Genomic DNA, 18,760 nt, shown 5'->3' on the forward strand with positions numbered 1-18,760 from the left:
AGGAGCGGTGACATACGACATGAGCAGCCCCACCCGGCCGCCGCAGCCGGGCATCCGACTCCGCGTCGACCTCGGCGGCGATCCGCGCCCGCACCGCAGTGCGAAGATCGAGGCGCATCTGCGGGTCGACGTGTCCGCCGACGGCGCCCCCGCCGACCTGCCCGCGGTCCGACTCGCCGTGATCATCGCGGTGGACGTCGCCGAATCCCACCGGGCGGCCGTCCGGCACGCCCTGCCGGCGGCGCTGCGTGCCCTGCCCGACCGCCTCTCCTTCGCCGTGCTCGGCAGCGGTCCCGAGCCGGTCCGGTGCTATCCGCGGGGGGACGACGAGTGGGCCGTCGCCGATCAGGACGCGAGACGCCGGGCCGCCTTCGTCGCGGGATCGCTCCCGCTGCACCGGGAGGGGCCGCGTCCCGTCGGGTACGCCGCCTGGGTGGCCGCGGCGCGCGCCCTGCTCGTCGGCCGGCCGGTGTCCGTGCGCCATCTCGTACTGATCACCGACGGCAGCAGCGCCCGCGCCGACGACGGGAACCGTATGGAGGAAGAACTGGACGCCTGCGCCGGGCAGCTCACCTGCGATGTGTTCGCCGTGGGCACGGACTGGGCGCCCGACCCGCTCCTGACTCTCGCCGAACGGCTGCACGGCACGGCCGAGTTCGTGGACGACGGGCTCGGCCGTGCGATCACCGCCGCCATCCAGCGGCTGCGCCGGGTGCACACCCCCCAGCTGCCGATCGAGGTGACCGTACGGCCCTCCGTGCGGCAGGTCTCGCTCAGCGAGAAGGCGCCCCGGCCGCACCGGCTCGGCGGCCTGCCCGCACCCGGCCGGCCGCACTGCTGGAGCTTCCCGACCTACCAGTGGGAGCAGGGCCGACGCGACTACCTGCTCACCCTGGTCGCCGACTCCGACGCCGACCCGCTGGAGACCGAGCTGCAGTTCGCCATGGTCTCCGTCGGTGACGTCCACGCGCCCGTCACCGCCCGCTGGCACCTCCCCGAGCAGCCCTCGCCGCACGCCGCCGCGGGGGCCGACAGCGTGCGTACCCTCAACGCCACCGCCAGGATGCGCAGCGCCCTTCGCCAGGGACTCGTCGCCCTCCAAGAACACCGGCGCGACACCGCGGAGGACCGCTTGGGGGAGGCCGCCCGGCTGGCGGTGCGGTTCGGCACGGACTGGGTGCTGGACGAGATCCGCGCGGTCGCCCGCATCGAGGACGCGGCCGGGGGGCGGGTCCGGCTGCGCACCGTCGACGCCGGCACCCTCGGCCCGATGATCCTGCGCGCCGGGTCCCGTCCCGGCGGGCCCCTGGCCGATCCCGTCGCCGCGCCGCCGGGTCCGCGCTGCGCCGGCTGCGGCACCCCGGCGGGGAGCGAGGCCCGTTACTGCATCGCGTGCGGGGAGAGGCTGCTGTGACGGCCGGGCGCGCCGTGTCCTGGCGCCGGTACTCCCCCGCCGCGTTCTGGCGCGGGCGCCTGGGCTCCTGGCGGACCCGCCGGCTGCTGGAGGTGCACCTGCTGGTGCTGTTGCTGCTCACGGCCGTCGCGTCGGCCGCCCTGTTCCTCTCCAGCCGTCAGGTCCAGCACAGTGCCGAAGCGCTCGCGTCCCGCGAGGCGCCGGCCGTGCAGGGGCTCGCCGCCAGCCGGCTCGCGGCCCTGCGCGCCGACGAGGAGGTCGACCGCCTGGCGAGGATGGACCTCATCGGCGTCGCGGGCTCGGGCGAGGCCTACCGTTCCCAGCTCTCGGCCGCCGACCAGGGCCTGTCCCGGATCGCCGACCGCACGGACCAGGACCTCGGCACGGTCAAAGGGCTGCTCGCCACCTACAGCGAATCCCTCGCTCTCGGCACCTCCCTCTACCGTGACCAGCCCCTCATGCGGGAGCTGAGGCTCCTGGAGGCCAAGTCGCTGCTCACCCGCGACACGGTGGGAGTCGCACCGCGTCTGAAGGTCCTGCAGCAGACCCAGTTGGAGCACGCCGAGGGCACGGCCGCCATGGGGTGGTGGCAGCGCGCCGGATGGTGGGTCGCCGAACTCGCCCTGGCCGCGGTGGCGCTGACCCTGCTCTCGGCGCTGTTCGTGCTGCGCGACCGCTGCGGCCGTGACTGGAACCCGTACCTGCTCGCGGCCTTCGTCCTCACCGTGCTGCTCGCGGTGGTCCCGCTGATGACGGCGTACTCCACCCAGAACGATCTCGCCGGGATGCTCGGGGATCTGCGGAAGATCACCGAGGAGTCCTGGCGGAGCGGTCCGCCGACCGTGGTGCAGCAGAAGGTCACGGAGATGTCGGAGGGCGTCCGGCAGCGGCCGGCCGAGGGCGCGTGGGCCGAATCGGTGTACCGGGGCGCTCTCGTCGGCAGCCTGCTGGCCGTCGTCCTGCCCGCGCTGGGGCTCGGTCTGCGGCTCGACCACGACTACTGGAGGCGACGGTGACCCGGCGGTTCAGGATGCTGGTGTTCGGTGTGGTCCTGCTGCTGATCGCGGCCGGCGGCATGGTGGTGGTCTGGGCGCAGCACGACGACGAGGAGCCGGTGACCATCCTCGGGACGTGGACGGCCGGGCAGGCGGAGCAGTTCGAGAAGGTGCTGCGGGGCTTCGGCATCCCCTTCCGCTACCAGGGCACCGCGGCCCAGCGGGAGGTGCTGCTCTCCAAGGTGCAGTCGGGAGAGCCCCCGGACATCGTGATCATGCCGGGCCTCGGTGAACTCGCCGAGTACGCCGACCAGAAACTTCTGGAGCCGCTGGACGATCTCTACGATCCGCGGGAGTACGGCGCCCCCTGGATGCCGGCCGCCTCGTCCTTTGGGCACGTGTACTGGGTGCCGGTCAAGGCGGACCTGAAGAGCATCGTCTGGTACCGCGAGGGCCAGAAGCCAAACGGCGCACCGGCTCCGCTGAAGAGGTGGTGCGTCGGCATGGGGGACGACGGCGCCTCCGGCTGGCCCGGCACCGACTGGATCGAGGACCTCGTGCTGCAACGGGAGGGCCCGGGCGTCTACGAGAAGTGGGCGCTGGGCACCGGCGGGGCGAAGTGGTGGCGAAGCGATCCGGTGCGCACCGCCTGGGAGGCCTGGGCCGGTCTGCTCCGGCAGGACGAGGAAGCGGCCGAGTCGGCCCTGCTCACCGACCACCGCGGCGCCCCGCACGGCAACGGGCTGCTGTTCGACGGCCCGGACGGGTGTGCCCTGGAGCACCAGGGCTCCTTCGCGCTCTCCTTCTACCGGGACGACGCGAGGCGTGCGCGCTTGACGGACTCCGCCCCACTGCTGCCCGAGGGGGACGGCCGGGTCCGGGGGCGCGAGGTGGCCGGCGACTTCGCGGCGCTGTTCAGCGACCGCCCCGAGGCCGGTGAGCTGATCGAACGGCTGGCTTCGGAGAAGGGCCAGCGGGAATGGGCCGAACAGGCGGGCGTCTTCTCGGCGAACCGTCAGGTGACGCCGCGAGGCGACGCGGTCAAGGGCGAGATCGCCCGGCGGCTTCGCGAAGGGCCCCGCTGCCTGGACGCCTCGGACGTCATGGCACCCGCCGTGCGGGACGCCTTCTACGAGGCCGTACTGCTGACCATCGCCAGGGCCGCCGCCGGCAAGGACCCCGACGTTCCGGGCCTCCTCCACGATGTGCAGCGGGTGCAGGACGCGCAGTCCGCACGGGGCGCCGGCGGCAGGGCGGCTCCGAAGACGGTGTGCAGCAGGCGGTGAGCGGAACTCCGGGCCTCTTCCCGCGGGAGGACGCCCCGGGGCGCCGCGCGACGGTGAACCCTGCGCCGCCCGCCCACAGGCCGTGACCGGATGCGGCCTGCGTTCCCGTCAGCCGTCTCCGCCTCGTGGAGTGATAAGGATCGACCGGTGACCGATGCGGGGCGTGCTCCCACGGGAGCGACGATCCCGACGGGATTCGGCGGCACTCGCGCGTAGCGCCGAATCCCGGCACGGTGTCCCCAGGAATTCTCCCGCGAATTCACGGGCAACCGGAGATGTCCGGAGAATGAACGACCCGGTGCGCCGAATTCCCTGCGAAGGATTTCACGGCATACTGTTAATGTCCCGCATCGTGACCGACTCGCTGATATCGCAGATCCGTACGCAGCCGTCGGCCGGGCGACGAACGCGCGTGGCGCGGCCGGTCGTCGGGCTCGTAGCGGGGGCCGTGCTGGTGTACTCCGTGGCGACGGCCCGACTGCATGGGGACATTCGGTATGTGCTGGCGTGCCTGCGGAGTGGTGAGGCGGTCGGCATTTCACCGTCGGAGACCTTTACTCACCGGCCGTATTTCTACCGGTGGTTCCTGTACGGCCTCGATCAGCTGAGCGCCGGGCCCACCGCGGTGCGCGAGGCGGTCCTGCGTGGCGTCGGTGTGCTGTTGTGCCTCGCCGCCGGGCTCGCTCTGCGTGCCGCGCTGCGGCGGCGGCTGCCGGGGCGGGAGGCGGATCTGGCCGGTGGCGCGGTGGCGCTGGTGCTCGCGCTGGCGCCGCGCACCGACTTCCTGCAGCCGGAGTGGACGGCGGCGCTGCTGTCGGTGCTCGCGGTGGCCGTCGTGCTCGCCGGCGTAGAGCCCCTGCCCGCCGCGGCGCTCGCGGCCGTGCCGCTGGGGCTCGCGGTGATGATGAAGTACTCCACGGCCGCCACCGCCCTCGTCGCGCTGCTGGCCGTCTTCGCCGCCGACCGGGTGCGCGCGCTCCTCCTCGCCGCCACGACGGCCGCGTCGAGCGCGCTGCTGCTGGGCCTCAGCCTCTGGTCGGGGTCGCGGGAGTGGCAGTGGATCCGGGACATGCCGCGGATCAACCAGGGTTCGCTGTCCCGGCAGGGCGTGCGGCCGGGTGAGCTCTTCGCCCGGTCGGTCGACTTCCTCGCGGACCGGGCCGTCCTGAGTCCCGTACTGCTTCTGCTGCCCGCGGCGCTGCTCCTGCTGCTCGCCTGCCAGGACGACCGGCGCCGGCGCACCGAGTGGGCGGTGCTCGCCGCGGCGGGGGCCGCCGCAGGGCTGGGCGCGGTCGTGGTGCAGGGCAACTGGTTCGCGTACCACGCCGCCGCGCTGCCGGTGGGCGCCGCCGCGTTGTGGGGGCTGGCGGTGGCGCGGTGGTACGGGGCGCGGGGGCGGGTGCCGCTGGGTTTCCTGGCGGTCAGCGGCGTGATCGCCGTCCTGACGCCGCTGTACTCCGCCGCCCCGCACGGGCTGCAGCGGTCGGCGGTCGTGTGGGGGGCGGGGGGCGTCGCGCTCGGCGCCGCGTTCTCCGACGTGCGGCGCCCGGTCGGGGGCGGTACCGGGTTCCGGGTGCCGGCCGCCGTGGTGGGGGCCGCCGTGGCGGGGGTCGGGCTGGCCGCGGTGGCCGTCTGGCCGTCCTCCCCCCATCTCATGGACCGCGGCGAGGTGCTCGGGACCAACGCCGCGTACCTGCGGGACTCGGAGCAGAGGGCCGGCGCGGCGGCCGAGGTGCGGCGGCAGTTGCCGGACGGGGCTCTCGTGCAGTACCTGGCCTTCGGCCACGAGGCGTACTTCATCGGGCACGCCTCGCCCTGCCCCTACCCGATCCCGACGTTCCTGCAGCGCACCCGCTACCTGCCGGACGTCCGCACCCTCGACTCGTACGCCGAGAACGCCCGCTGCCTGGACGAGGACCCGCCGCGGTACGCGGTGCTGCACCGCGGCTGGTTCCCGCCGGGGAGGATCGACCCGGGGCTGGCGCGGCGGATCGAGGCGCGCTACGACTGTCCGCCGGCGCCCGCGGAGGAGTTCGTGGTGTGCCGGCTGCGGTGACCGCGGGCCGTCGCCGTACCGCGGCTCACCGGGCGCCGATCAGCTCCATGACCCGGTGTGCCATCGCCACGGCGTAGTTCTGTCCCCGGTCCTGCGGGTAGACCTGCGCCATCGTGGCCAGCGTGACCCGGCTCATCGTCGTCTCGTGCGGCGGGATGAGCTCCCGGTACTCCGGGGTGACCACGGGCTGCGCGAAGGGGGCGCGGGAGAAGTGCCGGCGGGAGATCCAGGAGCGGTCGAAGTCCGGGTTCAGGCATCGCAGCCAGGGCATGTACGCCTCCAGCAGGTCCTCCGGGTCGGAGGTGAAACGCCAGTCGTCGCGCGGCACGTAGTTCCCGACGTACACGACGTGCTTGCCGCCGTACTCCGCCGGGTCCACCATCCGGGTGTGCTCGACGACGGCCAGGAACGGGAAGTCGGTGTCGTTGACGTTGAGCCAGTAGTACGGGATGAGGCTGCGGTCCAGCTCCAGCACGAGGCAGGTGGCGCCGAGGTACTGGTTGCGCCACGTCACGTCGTCGGACGGCAGTCCGGCGGCGCGGGCGAAGGCGGGCTGCGGGGTGGTGACGACCACGTGGTCGAAGCCGTACGACGCCCCGTCCCCGGTGTCGACCGTCACCGTGTCGCCGTCCTGCCGGATGCGCGTCAGCCGCTTGCCGAACTCGATCTTCCCGCCGCGCGAGGTGACCGCGTCCGCCAGCGCCGCGTACACCTTGTCGAACCCGCCGTGCACATAGCCCAGTTCGAAGGTGCGGCAGTGCACCCGGGCCCACAGCCAGGCCATGGACACCTCCTCGGCGCGCTCCCCGAACTTGCCGCGCAGCAGCGGCTCCCAGATCTCCTCCGTGGCGCGCCGCCCGGCCCAGCGGCGCAGCCAGCCCAGCGCCGTGCGGTCGTTGAAGCGCTCCCCCTTGCGTACGGCCTTCAGCGCGGCGGAGGACAGCGCGAAGCGCAGCGCCGGGAGCGGCGGGAGGAAGCGCAGCATCTGCAGCGGGGTGCTGAAGGGGCGCAGGCGTCCGGCGCGGTAGATGCCGGTGGTGGGCCTGTGGAAGCGCAGGGACGCGCCCAGGCCCAGTTCCTCGATCAGTTCGATCATGGCGTGGTCGGAGCGGAAGATGTGGTGGTAGTAGCGCTCCAGCGGCGTGCCCTGCACGGTCAGTGACGCGGCCAGGCCGCCCAGTTCGTCGGCCGCTTCCAGCACCGTGACCGTGTGCCCGGCCTTGACCGCGTCGTAGGCGGCGGTCAGTCCGGTGGCGCCGGCGCCGATGATGCCCAGGTTCACGCGAAACTCCACTTCCGGTTGAGCAGGAACTGCACCGCCAGGACCAGCGGCAGGGAGGCGGCCTTGACCAGGTTCGGGTCGGTCCCGAGCCGGCCGGCGAAGAACCACAGCAGCCCGAAGGTGAGCGCGATGCCGACCAGTCCCACGGCGTAGAAGCGCACGAAGCGCAGCGCCGGCCGGTCGCGCTTGCCGAAGGTGAACACCGCGTTGAGGACGAAGTTGTTGGTGATGCCGAGGGTGGTGCTGACGGCGTTGGCGACCTGCTCGTGCCATCCGAGGACGTTGTGGAGCAGCGCGAACGCGGCCAGGTCCAGGACGACACCGCTGCCGCCGACGAGCGTGTAGCTGATGAGCTGCCGGAAGGTCCGGGGGCGTCGCCCGGTGCGGGCGGGCGCGTCAGTCGCCGTCATGCCGGACCACCTGCCGGACGATGTACAGCGGCCGCCCCTGCGCCTCGCTGTACGTCCGCCCGATGTACGAACCGAGCACCCCGAGCGAGAGCATCTGCACCCCGCCCAGGAACAGCACGACGACCATGAGCATGGTCCAGCCGGACACCGTGATGTCGGGCCGGAACACCTTCATCGCCAGCGCGTAGAGGATGCCCGCGAAGGACAGCGCCAGCACCACGAACCCGAGGCGTGTGATCAGTTTCAGCGGCACCGTGGAGAAGCCGGTCACCCCGTCGATCGCCAGCCGCGCCATCTTCCGCAGCGGGTACTTGGTCTCGCCGGCGAACCGCTCGTCGCGGTCGAAGTGCACCTCGGCCTGGACGAAGCCCATCGAGGCGACGATGCCCCGCACGAAGCGGCTGCGCTCCCGGTAGCGCCGCAGCTCGTCGGCGACCCTGCGGTCCAGCAGCCGGAAGTCCCCGGTGTCCAGGGGGATGTCGACCTCCGTGCACGCCCGGAGGACCCGGTAGTACGTGGCGGCCGTCGCCCTCTTGAACAACCCGTCCCGCCGGGACCGGCGCCGCGCGTGCACGATCTCCGCACCGTCCCGCCAGGCGTCGATGAGTTCGAGGCTCACCCGCGGCGGGTCCTGCAGATCGGTGTCCATCACGATCACCGCGTCACCGCGCGCCTCGTCCAGTCCGGCCGTGATCGCCATCTGGTGCCCGAAGTTGCGCGCGAAGTCGACCACGCACACCCGCGGATCGTTCTTCGCCAGGTCGCGGAGGATCGCCAAGGAGGTGTCGGACGAACCGTCGTTGACGTACACCAGCTCGAAGGAGAGTTCCGGGCGGGTACGGATCGCTTCCACGAGTTCGTCGTGGAAGCGCCGGATGCCGTCCTGCTCGTTGAACACCGGCAGCACATAACTGACCAGCGTGGTTCCCTCGGGTGTCCCCCGGGGGCGCGGCACGGCCGGCGGTGTCGTGGCAGCGGATACGTCTGACATTGCGGCGACGCTAGGGAGCATGGCTGAACGGCGGGCAAATAGCCGATGGTGTCCCGTACTCGAACAGTTGGCGAGCGGTAGTCCCCGGAAAGTCGGGTGCGGCGTACAACCGTTCGGGGTGATGATCGGTCTTTACAGCGACCACATCGGTCGTATTTACGAGGAGACCGTCATTCCCGCCATACGCAAGACCCTGACCGCCACCGCCGTCGCCACCGTTGTCCTGGCCGGGTCCGCCGCCTGCGGCACCGTGGAGAACCTGTCCGCCGGGCAGAAGCTCGACCAGGCCTTCGAGCAGCTCGGCAAGGAGCGCTCGCTCTCCTTCGAGCTGGACCTGGACACCGACGCCGCGTCGCTGAAGGCACTGGACTCCGGGGCGGCGCCCGGTGAGGAGATGCCCGACGAGGTCGCCGAGTTGCTCAGTGACGCGCGGCTCTCCTTCTCCGTGCAGTCGAAGAAGCCGATCGAGAAGTCCGGCGAGAAGGACTTCACCGGCATGGCGATGAAGCTCAGCGGTGCGGACGGCGCCGCCCTGCTCGAGTACCGGCTGGTCGGCGACCACCTCTACGTGCGCCTTGACGCGCAGGCGATCGGCAAGATGTCCGGCAGCCCCATGCCGTCGGCCGACGAACTGCCGGACAGCGCGGGGGCGTTCAAGCAGGTGCTGAGCGGTGAGTGGATCAAGATGTCCACGAAGGAGGTGGAGGAGGCCCGTGGGCAGATGTCGGGGGCGGAGGGCGCCGGGGAGCCCTCGGCTGAGCCCACACTCGACGCCAAGACGCAGCAGAAGCTCACCAAGGCGCTGCGGCAGGTCATCGCCCAGCAGGTCGACTTCAAGACCTCCGACGGATCGGACGGCACCGAGCACATCACCGCCACGGCGCCCTTCCGCACGCTGATGACCGAGCTGTTCGACAAGCTCGGCTCGCTGGCCGAGCAGCTGCCGGCGGGCACCGAGATGCCGACGGCCAAGGACTTCAAGGACGCGCCCAACGAGAAGGTCACGGCCGACTTCACGCTGAAGAACGGCGAGCTGACCGAGGTGTCCGTCGACCTCGCCAAGCTGGCCGAGAAGGCGAAGGTCAAGAAGTTCGCGCTGGTGCTGCGCCTGGGCGAGGGCGAGAAGGCCACGGCCCCGGCGGGCGCCACCGAGGTGAACATCGACGAGCTCATGGAGGGCTTCTTCGGCGGCTTCGCGGCGGGTGCGCTCGGCGAGGAGGAGTTCGTGGAGGGCACCGAGGGCTGACAGCCACCGAGGTCCGTGGCGGGGCGCCGTCCTCCCCGAGGAGGAGACGGCGCCCCGTCCCGTGCGAGCGCACCAGGGGAAAGTGACGGCAGGCGCACGACGCCGTGACGGGCTCCGCCCGCGAGTACGCCGCCGCCAGGACCGAGCACATCGCCCGCGAGCGCGAGGAGGAGGCCCGCCACCGGGTCGTCCGGGAACGCCTGCGCGTCGCCCGCGAACTCCATGACGTCGTCGCCCACCACCTCGCCCTGGCCAACGCCCAGGCGGGCACCGCCCCCCTCGCACGGGCCGATCCGGAGACGGCGTACGAGATCCTGGGCAAGCTCTCCGGGACACCGCGGCGGCCCTGCGCGAGCTCAAGACCACCGTCGGACTGCTGCGCCAGGACACCGACACCGACGACGGACTGGCGCAGTCGCCGCGCCCGAACGCCTCACCGCCCTCACCGAACGCGAGCGCGAGGTCATGGCCCTGGCCGCGCACAGCAGGTCCAGCACCGAGATCGCCGACCATCTCGTCGTCAGCCCGCTGACCGTGCGCAGCCACGTCCAGCGCGCCATGACCAAGCTGCACGCCCGCGACCGGGCGCAGCTCGTCGTGATCGCCTGCCGGGGCGGCCTGGTGCGTCCCCCCGCACAGGGCGACGGCTGAGTCCCGGCGGCAGGCCACACCGCGTCAGCGACCGGTGACCGTCTCCCAGTCGGCCGTGCGGTCGCACCAGCGGTTCAGGAGGGTCCGGTCGTGGCCCACGGCCAGCAGGCCCGCGCCCGTCGAGGTGCGGTAGTCCTCGACGACCCCGACCAGCGCGGCCGTGGTCGACGCGTCCAGCATCGCGGTCATCTCGTCGCAGATCAGCCAGCGGGGACGGAGCACCAACGCGCGGGCCAGGCAAGCGCGTTGGAGCTGTCCGTCGCTGACCTCGTGGGGGCGTCGGGTGAGCAGGTCGGGGGTCAGTCCGACGGTTTCGGCGAGTTCGGCCACGCGGTCGGGGACGGACGGGCGGCGGCCCGTGGCGCGCAGGGGTTCCGCGATCAGGTCGGTGAGGCGCAGGCGGGGGTCGGCGGAGAGGCGGGGCTGCTGGAAGACGACGCCGACGGCGGTGCGCAGCTCGCGCGGGGCGCGGTGGCGCCAGTGGCGTACGGGGGTGCCGTCGAGGAGCAGCGTGCCGGCGTCGGGGCGGTGGAGCAGGGCGGCGACCCTCGCCAGGGTGGACTTGCCGCAGCCGCTGGGGCCGAGCAGGCCGACGGACTCGCCCGGGGCGACGGTGAGGGTCGCGTCCCGTACGGCGGGGGCGCGGCGGTCGTATCCGGCGGTGATGGCGCGCAGTTCAAGCACGGGTGTTCTCCGGGGTGGGTGCCGGGGCCGGGTGGTGGCAGGCGATCGCCCCCGTGAAGGGCGGGAGGGCCGTGCAGGTGTCGGTGGCCCGGTCGCAGCGGGCGGCGAAGGCACAGCCGTCGGGGAGGTCGCCGAGTTCGGGGGGCATGCCGGGGATGGGGGTGAAGGCCCGGTCGGGGAGGGCGTCCAGGAGGCCCCGGCTGTAGGGGTGCTGGGGGCCGGGGGCGCCGAAGAAGGCTTTCGCGTCGGCGAGTTCGACGATGCGGCCCGCGTACATGACCGCCACCCGGTCGGCGACGCGTTCCGCCGCCGCGAGGTCATGGGTGATCATCAGGAGCGCCCGGTCGCCGTCGGCGTCGACGTGGCGGCGCAGTTCGTCGACGGTGCGGTCCACGAGGTCGCGGTCCAGGCCGGTGGTGGGTTCGTCGGCGAGCAGCAGGGGCGCGTCGCCGATCAGGGCGAGGGCGGTGGCGGCGCGCTGGGCGAGGCCGCCGGAGAGTTCGTGGGGGTGGCGGTCGAGGTGGTCCGGCGGGAACCCGGCGCGTTCGGCGGCCCGTTCGGCCGCCGAGCGCAGGGCGGTGCGGCCCCGGACGCCGGTGAGCTGGGCGACCGTCTCCTCCATCTGGGAGCGGATGGTGCGCACCGGGGTGAGGTGCGCGGCCGGGCTCTGCGGGATGAGGCCGATCCTGCGGCCCCGTACTGTGCGGGCGAGGGTTCGCTCGTCGGCGGTGAGCAGGTCCAGGTCGCCGAGGTGGGCGTGGCCCGCGGTCTGCGCGTTGGCGGGGAGCAGGCCGAGCAGGGCGGAGGCGAGGACGGACTTGCCGCAGCCGCTCTCGCCGATCAGGGCGAGGCACTCGCCGGGCGCCACGTCGAAGCGGGCGTCGGTGACGGCGGCGATCCGGCGGCCGCCCGGCAGCAGGAAGCGCACGGAGAGGCCGCGCACCGACAGCACGGGGGATCGCTCGGTCACAGCGACAGCTCCGATCTGCGGCGGGGGTTGATCCGCTCCCGCCAGACACCGGCGAGGCCGGCGACGGCGAGGGTGGGGACGATCAGGAACAGGCCGGGGAAGAGGGTCGGCCACCACTGTCCGGCCAGCAGGGAGCCGCGGGCGCCCTGGATGAGGGTGCCGAGGCTGGCCGTGTGGGTGGGCAGGCCGAGGCCGAGGAAGGACAGGGCCGACTCGTGCCACATGGCGTGCGGCACCATCAGGACGGCGGCGAGTCCGGCCTGGGGCAGCACGCCGGGCAGCAGGTGCCGTACGACGACCCGCCACCGGGAGGCGCCGCCGGAGACGGCCGCGTCGATGTAGGGGCGGGAGCGCAGCGAGAGGACCTCGGCGCGGACGATGCGGGCGGTGGACAGCCAGTGGGTGAGGCCGACGGAGATCACCACCGGCCAGACGCCCGGCCGGAACATGGCGACGATGAAGACGCCGAGCAGCAGGTGCGGTACGGAGGAGAAGGTGTCGACCAGGCGCATGACCGCGCGGTCGGTCCAGCCGCCGAGCGCCCCGGCGGTGGCGCCGACGGCGGTGCCGATCACGGTGGCGGTGAGGGCGGCCACCACGCCCACGAGCAGGGAGACCCTGAGCCCGTAGACGCAGCGCAGCAGCAGGTCGCGGCCCACGTCGTCGGTGCCGAAGGGGTGGGACCAGGACGGTGGCAGGAGTTTGGCGGCGAGGTCGACGGCCTGCTGGTCGAGCTGGACCAGCGGCGGTACGAGGAGCACCGCGAGGACCGTCACGGCGACCAGGGTCGCGGAGACGCGCAGGCGGAGGGTGTGGGTGGAGCGGCGGGCGGTGCCGTGCGCGCGCCACACCGTTTTCGTCACGGCGGTGGTGGTGTCAGCCATGGGGGTCACATCTCATTCAGCTTCACCCTCGGGTCGATCAGTCCGTAGAGCAGGTCGGCGAGGAGGTTTCCGGCGAGGACTGCGGCGGTGGCGAGGGTGGTCAGCGCGGCCAGCAGCGGGAAGTCGACGGAGGTGGCCGCCTCCACGGTGGCCGCGGCGATGCCCGGCCAGCTGAACACGGTCTCCACCAGCAGGGCGCCGGTGATGAGTTCGGGGACGCGGGAGCCGATCAGGGTGAGCACGGGCAGCAGTCCGGAGCTCAGGGCGTGGCCGAGCAGGACGGTGCGTTCGCTCAGGCCGCGGGCCCTGGCGCCGCGCACGGGGTCCTCCCCGAGGGCGTCGCCGACGCCCTGCCGGACGTACAGCGTGAACCAGGGAAGCTGGGAGACGGCGAGGACGCCGGCGGGCAGGATCAGGTGGCTCGTGACCTGGCCGAAGGTGACCTGTTCGCTGCCGGTGTCGGTGAGGCCGCCGGCCGGGAGGACGTCCAGGTGGAGGGCGAACAGCCAGACGGCGAGCAGGGCGATCCAGAAGACCGGGGCGGCCTCCAGGGCGTAGGCGAGGGAGGTCACCGTGCGGTCGAGGACGGAGCCGGGGCGGCGGGCCGCGAGGACGCCGAGCACGGTGCCGAGCAGGACGGCGGCGGCGAACGCGACGGCGCACAGGAGGGCCGACCAGACCAGGCGTTCGCCGATCACCTCCGCCACGGGCTGGCGCATGACGGTGGACCGGCCGAGGTCGCCGCCGAGCGCGGAGGTCAGCCAGTCCCACCAGCGGGCGGTGAACGGCCGGTCCACGCCGAGGTTCTCCCGCAGCCGGTCCAGGGTCTCCTGGTCGGCGCCGAGCGCGGCGGTGCCGGCGTACGCCTTGACGGGGTCGAAGGGGGAGGCTGCGGCGACGGCGAACACGCCGAAGGTGACGACGAGCAGCACGGGCACGGCGAACAGGGCCCGCCGTGCCGTGAGCCGGGTCATCTCTCCCCAGGGGAGGGAGCTCATGCCGTGGGCTGCCAGTCCTCGACGTTCCACCAGGGGCCGCTGGCGAAGCCGTGCTCGTGGGGTTCGGTCTGGGTGGTGAGGTCCTTCCAGCGGTCGGCGAGGACGTACATGTGGTCGATGTGGGTGAGGAAGGTGTAGCCGGGGTTCTTCACCAGTTCGCGCTGGAGGGTGTCGTAGGCGGCCTTGCGGTCCTCGGGGTCCTGGCCGCGGCGGCCGGTGTCGAGGGCCTCGTCGACGGCCGGGTTGTCGTAGAGGGCCATGTTGTTGAAGCCGTCGCCGGCGAGGGAGGAGTGCAGGAGCGTGTAGAGGCCGAAGTCGGGGTCGCCGGTGCTGCCGAAGCCGGCGAGGACGGCGTCGTGCTTCATCCGGGGTTCGATGACCTCCCAGGTGGCGCTCTCGACCTCGACGTCGATGCCGGCCTTCTTGGCGTCGGAGGCGTAGGCGAGGGCGTGGTCCTGGCGGACCTTGTCGCCGGAGGGGTAGTAGAGGGTGAAGCGGGCGGGGCGGCCGTCCTTGGCGCGGATGCCGTCCTTGCCGGGCTTCCAGCCGGCGTCGTCGAGGATGTCCTCGGCCTTGGCGAGGTCCTGGGAGCGTTCGACGTCCTCGGCGAACCAGGGGTCGTCGAGGGGCAGCGGGCCGTAGGCGGGGCGGCCGGCGCCGTCGAGGATCTTGTCGACCATGGTCTCCCGGTCCACGGCCAGGTCCAGGGCGCGGCGGATCGCGGTGTCACCGGTGACGGGGTTGCCGGTGGGGAGGGTGACGGCGCGGAAGTCGTACGACGTCGCCCGGTACGTCTTCTTGCCGTCGTCGTCCTCGAAGGTGGCGGCGAGGTTGGGCGGGAGGGTCGCGCCGTCGAGGTCGCCGGAGCGCAGTCGGGTGGCGCGGACGTCGTCGTCGGCGATGATCGCCATGGTGAGCTTTTTCACCTTCGGTGCGCCGCCCCAGTAGTCCGGATTGGCCTTGAAGGTGAGCTTTTCGCCCTTGCTCCAGCCGGTGAGGACGTACGGCCCGGTGCCGACCGGCTTCGTGTTGAAGGAGCCGGTGTTGGGGTCCTGCTCGCCCGCGATGTGCTCGGGGACGATGGGCAGCACCGTGCGGGCGGCGAAGGCCGCGTAGGGGTGGTCGAGGGTGAAGACGACCTTGTCGTCGCCGTCGGCCCGGACCCCCTTGACGGCGTCCAGTTCGCTCTTGGCGGTGTTGTTGGTCCTGTCGTCCAGCACGGTGGTGTACGTGAAGACCACGTCGTCGGCGGTCAGCGGCTCGCCGTCGCTGAACTTCACGCCGTCGCGCAGGGTGTACGTGTAGGTGCGGCCGCCGTCGGTGACCTCGGGGAGCGCCTTCGCCAGGGCGGGCTTCAGGTCGAGGCCGGGGCCCCGGGCGAGGAGTCCGTCGAAGATCTTGGAGTTGCCGTCCTTGCCGTAGCCGAGCAGGGGACTGAGGGTGTCCGGTTCGGAGGGGACCCCGATCACGACGGAATCGGTGGACGCACCGCCGTCCGCGCCGCCGCCCCCCGGCGCCGAGCAGGCGGCGACCGCACCGGCCATCGCGACCGCGGCGGCGGCACCCCGTATTCGTCGGGTCGTCATCGAACCTCACATCCCTGATGCCCGGAAATCGTTGTTGCATATTAATTGCAGCAAGGTACTGCCCAGGACGCCGCCCCCTCACTCCCCCGCCCCGACGGGCGGCGCCGCTCGTGTCAAGTGCGCAGGTGTGCGCCGGGGTGCGAGCCTCCGGGCGCCGTCCGCGCGCCCCCGGTGGCCGCTTGTCACCGGACCGGAACGGGCACTACTGTCACCACGCCTTGGTGACGGGAAATCGGTGCGATACCGGTGCGGCCCTCGCCACTGTGATCGGGAAGTCCGGCTCCAGTCCTCGCGGACGGCCACTGGGTCCCTCGGGACCCGGGAAGGCGGAGCACGGGCGGTGGTACCCGTCAGCCAGGAGACCGGCCAAGGCACGTCAACCATCCACGAGGTGCTGGAGAGGGTCTGCTGAGCCATGCACATTGCCGAGGGTTTTCTGCCTCCGGCGCACGCGGTCGCCTGGGGCGTCACGTCGGCGCCGTTCGTCGTCCACGGAGCCCGGTCGCTCATCCGTGACGTCAGGGAACATCCCGAGAGCACACTGCTGCTGGGCGCGTCGGGAGCGTTCACGTTCGTCCTGTCCGCGCTGAAACTCCCGTCGGTCACCGGGAGTTGCTCCCACCCCACCGGAACGGGGCTCGGCGCGATCCTGTTCCGGCCACCGGTCATGGCGGTACTGGGCACCATCACCCTGCTGTTCCAGGCGCTGCTGCTCGCCCACGGCGGGCTGACCACGCTCGGCGCCAACGTCTTCTCGATGGCGGTCGTCGGGCCGTGGGCCGGGTACGGCGTCTACCGGCTGTTGCGCCGGTACGACGTACCGCTGATGGTGGCGGTGTTCTTCGGCGCGTTCGTCGCCGACCTGTCGACGTACTGCGTGACGAGCGTGCAACTGGCGCTCGCCTTCCCCGACCCGGGAAGTGGATTCCTGGGCGCGCTCGGCAAGTTCGGCTCCATCTTCGCCGTGACGCAGATCCCGCTCGCGGTGAGCGAGGGGCTGCTGACGGTGCTGGTGATGCGCATGCTGGTGCAGTCGAGCAAGGGGGAGCTGACGCGGCTCGGGGTGCTCGTCACGTCGGTGGCCGGGCGCAGGACGGCGGACTCGACGGGGGCGGTGGCCCGATGAGCCGCAACGCGAAGATCAACACGCTGCTGCTGGTGCTCGTGGCCGCGCTCGCCGTGATTCCGCTGGTGTTCGGGCTCGGCGACCACAAGGAGGAGCCGTTCGCCGGCGCGGACGCCGAGGCGGAGACGGCGATCACCGAGATCGACCCGGACTACGAGCCGTGGTTCTCGCCGCTGTACGAACCGCCGTCCGGCGAGATCGAGTCGGCACTGTTCGCCCTCCAGGCGGCGCTCGGCGCGGGCGTCCTCGCGTACTACTTCGGGGTGCGGCGCGGGCGGCGGCAGGGAGAGGCGCGGGCGCTGGAGCGGCTGCGGGCCGAGGCGGACGCGGGCGCCGGGACCGTTTCCGAACGACGACGGGTCTGACGGCACGTGCTGTCGATCGACGCGGCGGCGCACAGCAGTCGCTGGCGCCGCCGCCATCCCGTGGACAAGGCCGTACTGGGGCTGGGGCTCACCGTGCTGGCGATCTCGCTGCCGCCCTGGCCGGGCGCGGCCCTGGTGCTGGTGACCGCGCTGGTGGTGCTGCTCGGCCCGGCGGGCGTGCCGGCGCGTCGGCTGTGGCGGGCGTACCGGGTGCCGCTGGGCTTCTGCGTCACCGGGGCGCTGACGCTGCTGGTGCGGGTGGGCGGGCCCGGCGGATTCGTGTCCTGGGCCGAGGACGGGCCGCTGCGCGCCGGGGAGTTGCTGCTGCGTACGTCGGCGGCCTCGCTGGGCGTCCTGCTGTTCGCCTTCACCACGCCGCTGTCCGATCTGCTGCCGCGTCTGGTGCGGGCCGGGGTGCCGGCTCCGCTCGTGGACGTGGCGCTGGTGACGTACCGGATGAGCTTCCTGCTGCTGGACTCGGTGCGCCGCGTCCGGGAGGCGCAGGCGGCCCGGCTCGGGCACACCACCCGGGCGGCTGCGTGGCGTTCGCTGGGCGGGCTCGGCGCGACCGCGTTCGTCCGGTCCTTCGACCGGGCGGCGCGGCTGCAGACCGGCCTCGCCGGACGCGGCTACGACGGCACCCTGCGCGTGCTGGTGCCCGAGGCCCGTGTCTCCGTCCGGTTCACGGCCTTGAGCGTGGTGCTTCTGACGGCGCTGGCCGCCCTCACCCTCGTACTGGAAAGGCCGTTGTCGTGAGCGAGTCCGTCCTGGTGGCCCTGCGGGGCGCGTCCTTCGCGTACGAGGACGGCCCGCCCGTGCTCAGCGGCCTGGACTTCCAGGTGCGTGAGGGGCGCTCGTTGGCGCTGCTGGGGCGCAACGGAAGCGGGAAGACGACACTGATGCGGCTGCTGAGCGGTGGACTGCGGCCGAGCGGCGGCGAGTTGACCGTCGAGGGCCGGGCGGTGCGCTACGACCGCAAAGGACTGACGGCGCTGCGTACCACCGTGCAACTGGTGGTGCAGGACCCCGACGACCAGCTGTTCGCGGCGTCGGTCGGCCAGGACGTGTCGTTCGGACCGCTGAACCTCGGCCTGCCCGACGCGGAGGTACGTACCCGGGTGGCGGAGTCACTCGCCGCGCTGGACATCACCGCCCTCGCCGACCGTCCCACGCATCTGCTGTCCTACGGGCAGCGCAAGCGGACGGCGATCGCGGGCGCGGTCGCCATGCGGCCCCGCGTGCTGATCCTGGACGAGCCGACGGCGGGCCTGGACCCCGACGGCCAGGAACGCCTGCTCGCCACCCTCGACGGGCTGCGCGAGGGCGGCACGACGGTCGTCATGGCGACGCACGACGTGGACCTGGCCCTGCGCTGGGCCGACGACGCGGCCCTGCTCACCCCGTCGGGCGCGCACACCGGGCCGGCGGCCGAGACACTGGCCCGCACGGACCTGCTCGCGGCGGCGGGGCTGCGGCTGCCGTGGGGTGTGGCGGTCGGCCGGCTGCTCCGGGCTCAAGGGCTGCTGGCCGGCCCGGCCGCCGGCCCCCGCTCCCCGGAGGAACTGGCGGCCCTGGTGGCCGCGTCCGCCCCCGGCGGTGACGCGCACGTGCCGTGAGGGACGCCACCGGCGCGATCACCTGGGCACGGGCGGCACCTCAGATACCCCCCGGGGGTTGCCGCACCGCGTGTCGGGACCCCGGGCCGGCCGCGCGGGTGATGGCCGACTCGACGGCGGCGATGCGCTCGCCGAGGAGGGCGAGGGCGGCCACCGCTCGGGCCAGGGCGTCCTCCTTGCCGGTGAGGACGGCGCAGAGG

The 18,760-nt window shown here is 72.8% G+C and carries 17 protein-coding genes, 2 pseudogenes and 1 riboswitch; of the genes and pseudogenes, 11 read left to right on the plus strand and 8 right to left on the minus strand.

What is annotated here, in order from left to right; translation table 11 throughout:
- The first annotated feature begins 19 nt into the window (after positions 1 to 19).
- The 4 genes from ACFXAE_RS30440 to ACFXAE_RS30455 all read left to right on the plus strand — a co-directional run bounded on the left by ACFXAE_RS30440 (position 20) and on the right by ACFXAE_RS30455 (position 5,751).
- On the plus strand, positions 20 to 1,414 hold the full coding sequence (locus ACFXAE_RS30440) for a hypothetical protein (RefSeq protein ID WP_384720894.1): 1,395 nt from the start codon (positions 20 to 22) through the stop codon (positions 1,412 to 1,414).
- The gene (locus ACFXAE_RS30445; protein ID WP_384720897.1) at positions 1,411 to 2,430 is read left to right on the plus strand and encodes a hypothetical protein; all 1,020 of its coding nucleotides are present in this window, start codon (positions 1,411 to 1,413) and stop codon (positions 2,428 to 2,430) included. Before ACFXAE_RS30440 ends, ACFXAE_RS30445 begins: the two co-directional genes overlap by 4 nt.
- Entirely contained in the window at positions 2,427 to 3,695 is a 1,269-nt protein-coding gene (locus ACFXAE_RS30450) for an ABC transporter substrate-binding protein (protein WP_384720900.1), read from the plus strand. Before ACFXAE_RS30445 ends, ACFXAE_RS30450 begins: the two co-directional genes overlap by 4 nt.
- 340 nt (positions 3,696 to 4,035) lie before the next feature.
- Complete coding sequence (locus ACFXAE_RS30455; protein WP_384720903.1) at positions 4,036 to 5,751, plus strand: hypothetical protein; 1,716 nt, start codon at positions 4,036 to 4,038, stop codon at positions 5,749 to 5,751.
- A 25-nt stretch (positions 5,752 to 5,776) separates the two neighbouring features.
- Here the strand turns inward: ACFXAE_RS30455 and ACFXAE_RS30460 are convergent, their stop codons facing one another.
- The 3 genes from ACFXAE_RS30460 to ACFXAE_RS30470 are packed head-to-tail and all read right to left on the minus strand — an operon-like array spanning position 5,777 to position 8,434.
- Positions 5,777 to 7,033 carry an NAD(P)/FAD-dependent oxidoreductase gene (locus tag ACFXAE_RS30460; protein ID WP_384720906.1) on the minus strand — a complete coding sequence of 419 codons (1,257 nt, stop codon included), beginning with the start codon at positions 7,031 to 7,033 and terminating at the stop codon, positions 5,777 to 5,779.
- Positions 7,030 to 7,443, minus strand: coding sequence for a GtrA family protein (locus ACFXAE_RS30465; protein WP_384720909.1), 414 nt, complete (start codon positions 7,441 to 7,443; stop codon positions 7,030 to 7,032). Before ACFXAE_RS30465 ends, ACFXAE_RS30460 begins: the two co-directional genes overlap by 4 nt.
- Complete coding sequence (locus ACFXAE_RS30470; protein WP_384720912.1) at positions 7,430 to 8,434, minus strand: glycosyltransferase family 2 protein; 1,005 nt, start codon at positions 8,432 to 8,434, stop codon at positions 7,430 to 7,432. The genes ACFXAE_RS30465 and ACFXAE_RS30470 overlap by 14 nt, the downstream gene beginning before the upstream one ends.
- Positions 8,435 to 8,555: 121 nt before the next feature.
- On the opposite strand from ACFXAE_RS30470, the gene ACFXAE_RS30475 reads away from it, so the two are divergent.
- The 3 genes and pseudogenes from ACFXAE_RS30475 to ACFXAE_RS30485 form a co-directional block, all read left to right on the plus strand.
- Positions 8,556 to 9,680, plus strand: a complete 1,125-nt coding sequence (locus ACFXAE_RS30475; RefSeq protein WP_384720915.1) for a hypothetical protein — start codon at positions 8,556 to 8,558, stop codon at positions 9,678 to 9,680.
- 119 nt (positions 9,681 to 9,799) lie between these two features.
- Positions 9,800 to 10,101 (plus strand): annotated as a pseudogene (locus ACFXAE_RS30480) (histidine kinase); the annotation flags it as partial.
- Positions 10,095 to 10,331 (plus strand): annotated as a pseudogene (locus ACFXAE_RS30485) (response regulator transcription factor); the annotation flags it as partial. The pseudogenes ACFXAE_RS30480 and ACFXAE_RS30485, both read left to right, overlap by 7 nt.
- 24 nt (positions 10,332 to 10,355) lie before the next feature.
- Here ACFXAE_RS30485 and ACFXAE_RS30490 read toward each other — a convergent pair.
- Genes ACFXAE_RS30490 through ACFXAE_RS30510 form a run of 5 tightly spaced genes read right to left on the minus strand, consistent with a single transcriptional unit; the run spans position 10,356 to position 15,453 of the window.
- Entirely contained in the window at positions 10,356 to 11,015 is a 660-nt protein-coding gene (locus ACFXAE_RS30490) for an ABC transporter ATP-binding protein (RefSeq protein ID WP_384720918.1), read from the minus strand.
- Complete coding sequence (locus ACFXAE_RS30495; RefSeq protein ID WP_384720921.1) at positions 11,008 to 11,985, minus strand: ABC transporter ATP-binding protein; 978 nt, start codon at positions 11,983 to 11,985, stop codon at positions 11,008 to 11,010. Before ACFXAE_RS30495 ends, ACFXAE_RS30490 begins: the two co-directional genes overlap by 8 nt.
- Complete coding sequence (locus tag ACFXAE_RS30500) at positions 11,982 to 12,869, minus strand: ABC transporter permease (protein ID WP_384720923.1); 888 nt, start codon at positions 12,867 to 12,869, stop codon at positions 11,982 to 11,984. Before ACFXAE_RS30500 ends, ACFXAE_RS30495 begins: the two co-directional genes overlap by 4 nt.
- A gap of 5 nt (positions 12,870 to 12,874) precedes the next feature.
- Complete coding sequence (locus tag ACFXAE_RS30505) at positions 12,875 to 13,843, minus strand: ABC transporter permease (RefSeq protein ID WP_384720940.1); 969 nt, start codon at positions 13,841 to 13,843, stop codon at positions 12,875 to 12,877.
- 20 nt (positions 13,844 to 13,863) lie between these two features.
- The gene (locus ACFXAE_RS30510; RefSeq protein WP_384720926.1) at positions 13,864 to 15,453 is read right to left on the minus strand and encodes an ABC transporter substrate-binding protein; all 1,590 of its coding nucleotides are present in this window, start codon (positions 15,451 to 15,453) and stop codon (positions 13,864 to 13,866) included.
- Positions 15,454 to 15,655: 202 nt separating this feature from the next.
- Positions 15,656 to 15,839: riboswitch (cobalamin riboswitch) on the plus strand.
- Positions 15,840 to 15,868: 29 nt separating this feature from the next.
- Here ACFXAE_RS30510 and ACFXAE_RS30515 point away from each other — a divergent pair.
- The 4 genes from ACFXAE_RS30515 to ACFXAE_RS30530 are packed head-to-tail and all read left to right on the plus strand — an operon-like array spanning position 15,869 to position 18,560.
- Positions 15,869 to 16,579 carry an energy-coupling factor ABC transporter permease gene (locus ACFXAE_RS30515; protein ID WP_384720929.1) on the plus strand — a complete coding sequence of 237 codons (711 nt, stop codon included), beginning with the start codon at positions 15,869 to 15,871 and terminating at the stop codon, positions 16,577 to 16,579.
- Positions 16,576 to 16,944, plus strand: coding sequence for an energy-coupling factor ABC transporter substrate-binding protein (locus ACFXAE_RS30520; protein WP_384720931.1), 369 nt, complete (start codon positions 16,576 to 16,578; stop codon positions 16,942 to 16,944). Before ACFXAE_RS30515 ends, ACFXAE_RS30520 begins: the two co-directional genes overlap by 4 nt.
- Before the next feature lie 6 nt (positions 16,945 to 16,950).
- Positions 16,951 to 17,700, plus strand: a complete 750-nt coding sequence (cbiQ, locus tag ACFXAE_RS30525) for a cobalt ECF transporter T component CbiQ (RefSeq protein ID WP_384720934.1) — start codon at positions 16,951 to 16,953, stop codon at positions 17,698 to 17,700.
- Positions 17,697 to 18,560, plus strand: coding sequence for an energy-coupling factor ABC transporter ATP-binding protein (locus ACFXAE_RS30530; RefSeq protein ID WP_384720937.1), 864 nt, complete (start codon positions 17,697 to 17,699; stop codon positions 18,558 to 18,560). The genes cbiQ and ACFXAE_RS30530 overlap by 4 nt, the downstream gene beginning before the upstream one ends.
- Positions 18,561 to 18,760: the final 200 nt, after the last annotated feature.

Source organism: Streptomyces sp. NPDC059454, from assembly GCF_042749965.1.
GTDB lineage: Bacteria > Actinomycetota > Actinomycetes > Streptomycetales > Streptomycetaceae > Streptomyces.

Excerpts from the sequence above, each read along its gene's own strand:
- ACFXAE_RS30440 (WP_384720894.1), top strand. The coding sequence starts at position 20 with ATGAGCAGCCCCACCCGGCCGCCGCAGCCGGGCATCCGACTCCGCGTC.
- ACFXAE_RS30520 (WP_384720931.1), top strand. The coding sequence starts at position 16,576 with ATGAGCCGCAACGCGAAGATCAACACGCTGCTGCTGGTGCTCGTGGCC.
- ACFXAE_RS30510 (WP_384720926.1), bottom strand. The coding sequence starts at position 15,453 with ATGACGACCCGACGAATACGGGGTGCCGCCGCCGCGGTCGCGATGGCC.
- ACFXAE_RS30475 (WP_384720915.1), top strand. The coding sequence starts at position 8,556 with ATGATCGGTCTTTACAGCGACCACATCGGTCGTATTTACGAGGAGACC.
- ACFXAE_RS30465 (WP_384720909.1), bottom strand. The coding sequence starts at position 7,443 with ATGACGGCGACTGACGCGCCCGCCCGCACCGGGCGACGCCCCCGGACC.
- ACFXAE_RS30505 (WP_384720940.1), bottom strand. The coding sequence starts at position 13,843 with ATGACCCGGCTCACGGCACGGCGGGCCCTGTTCGCCGTGCCCGTGCTG.
- ACFXAE_RS30500 (WP_384720923.1), bottom strand. The coding sequence starts at position 12,869 with ATGGCTGACACCACCACCGCCGTGACGAAAACGGTGTGGCGCGCGCAC.
- ACFXAE_RS30470 (WP_384720912.1), bottom strand. The coding sequence starts at position 8,434 with ATGTCAGACGTATCCGCTGCCACGACACCGCCGGCCGTGCCGCGCCCC.
- ACFXAE_RS30455 (WP_384720903.1), top strand. The coding sequence starts at position 4,036 with ATGTCCCGCATCGTGACCGACTCGCTGATATCGCAGATCCGTACGCAG.
- ACFXAE_RS30515 (WP_384720929.1), top strand. The coding sequence starts at position 15,869 with ATGCACATTGCCGAGGGTTTTCTGCCTCCGGCGCACGCGGTCGCCTGG.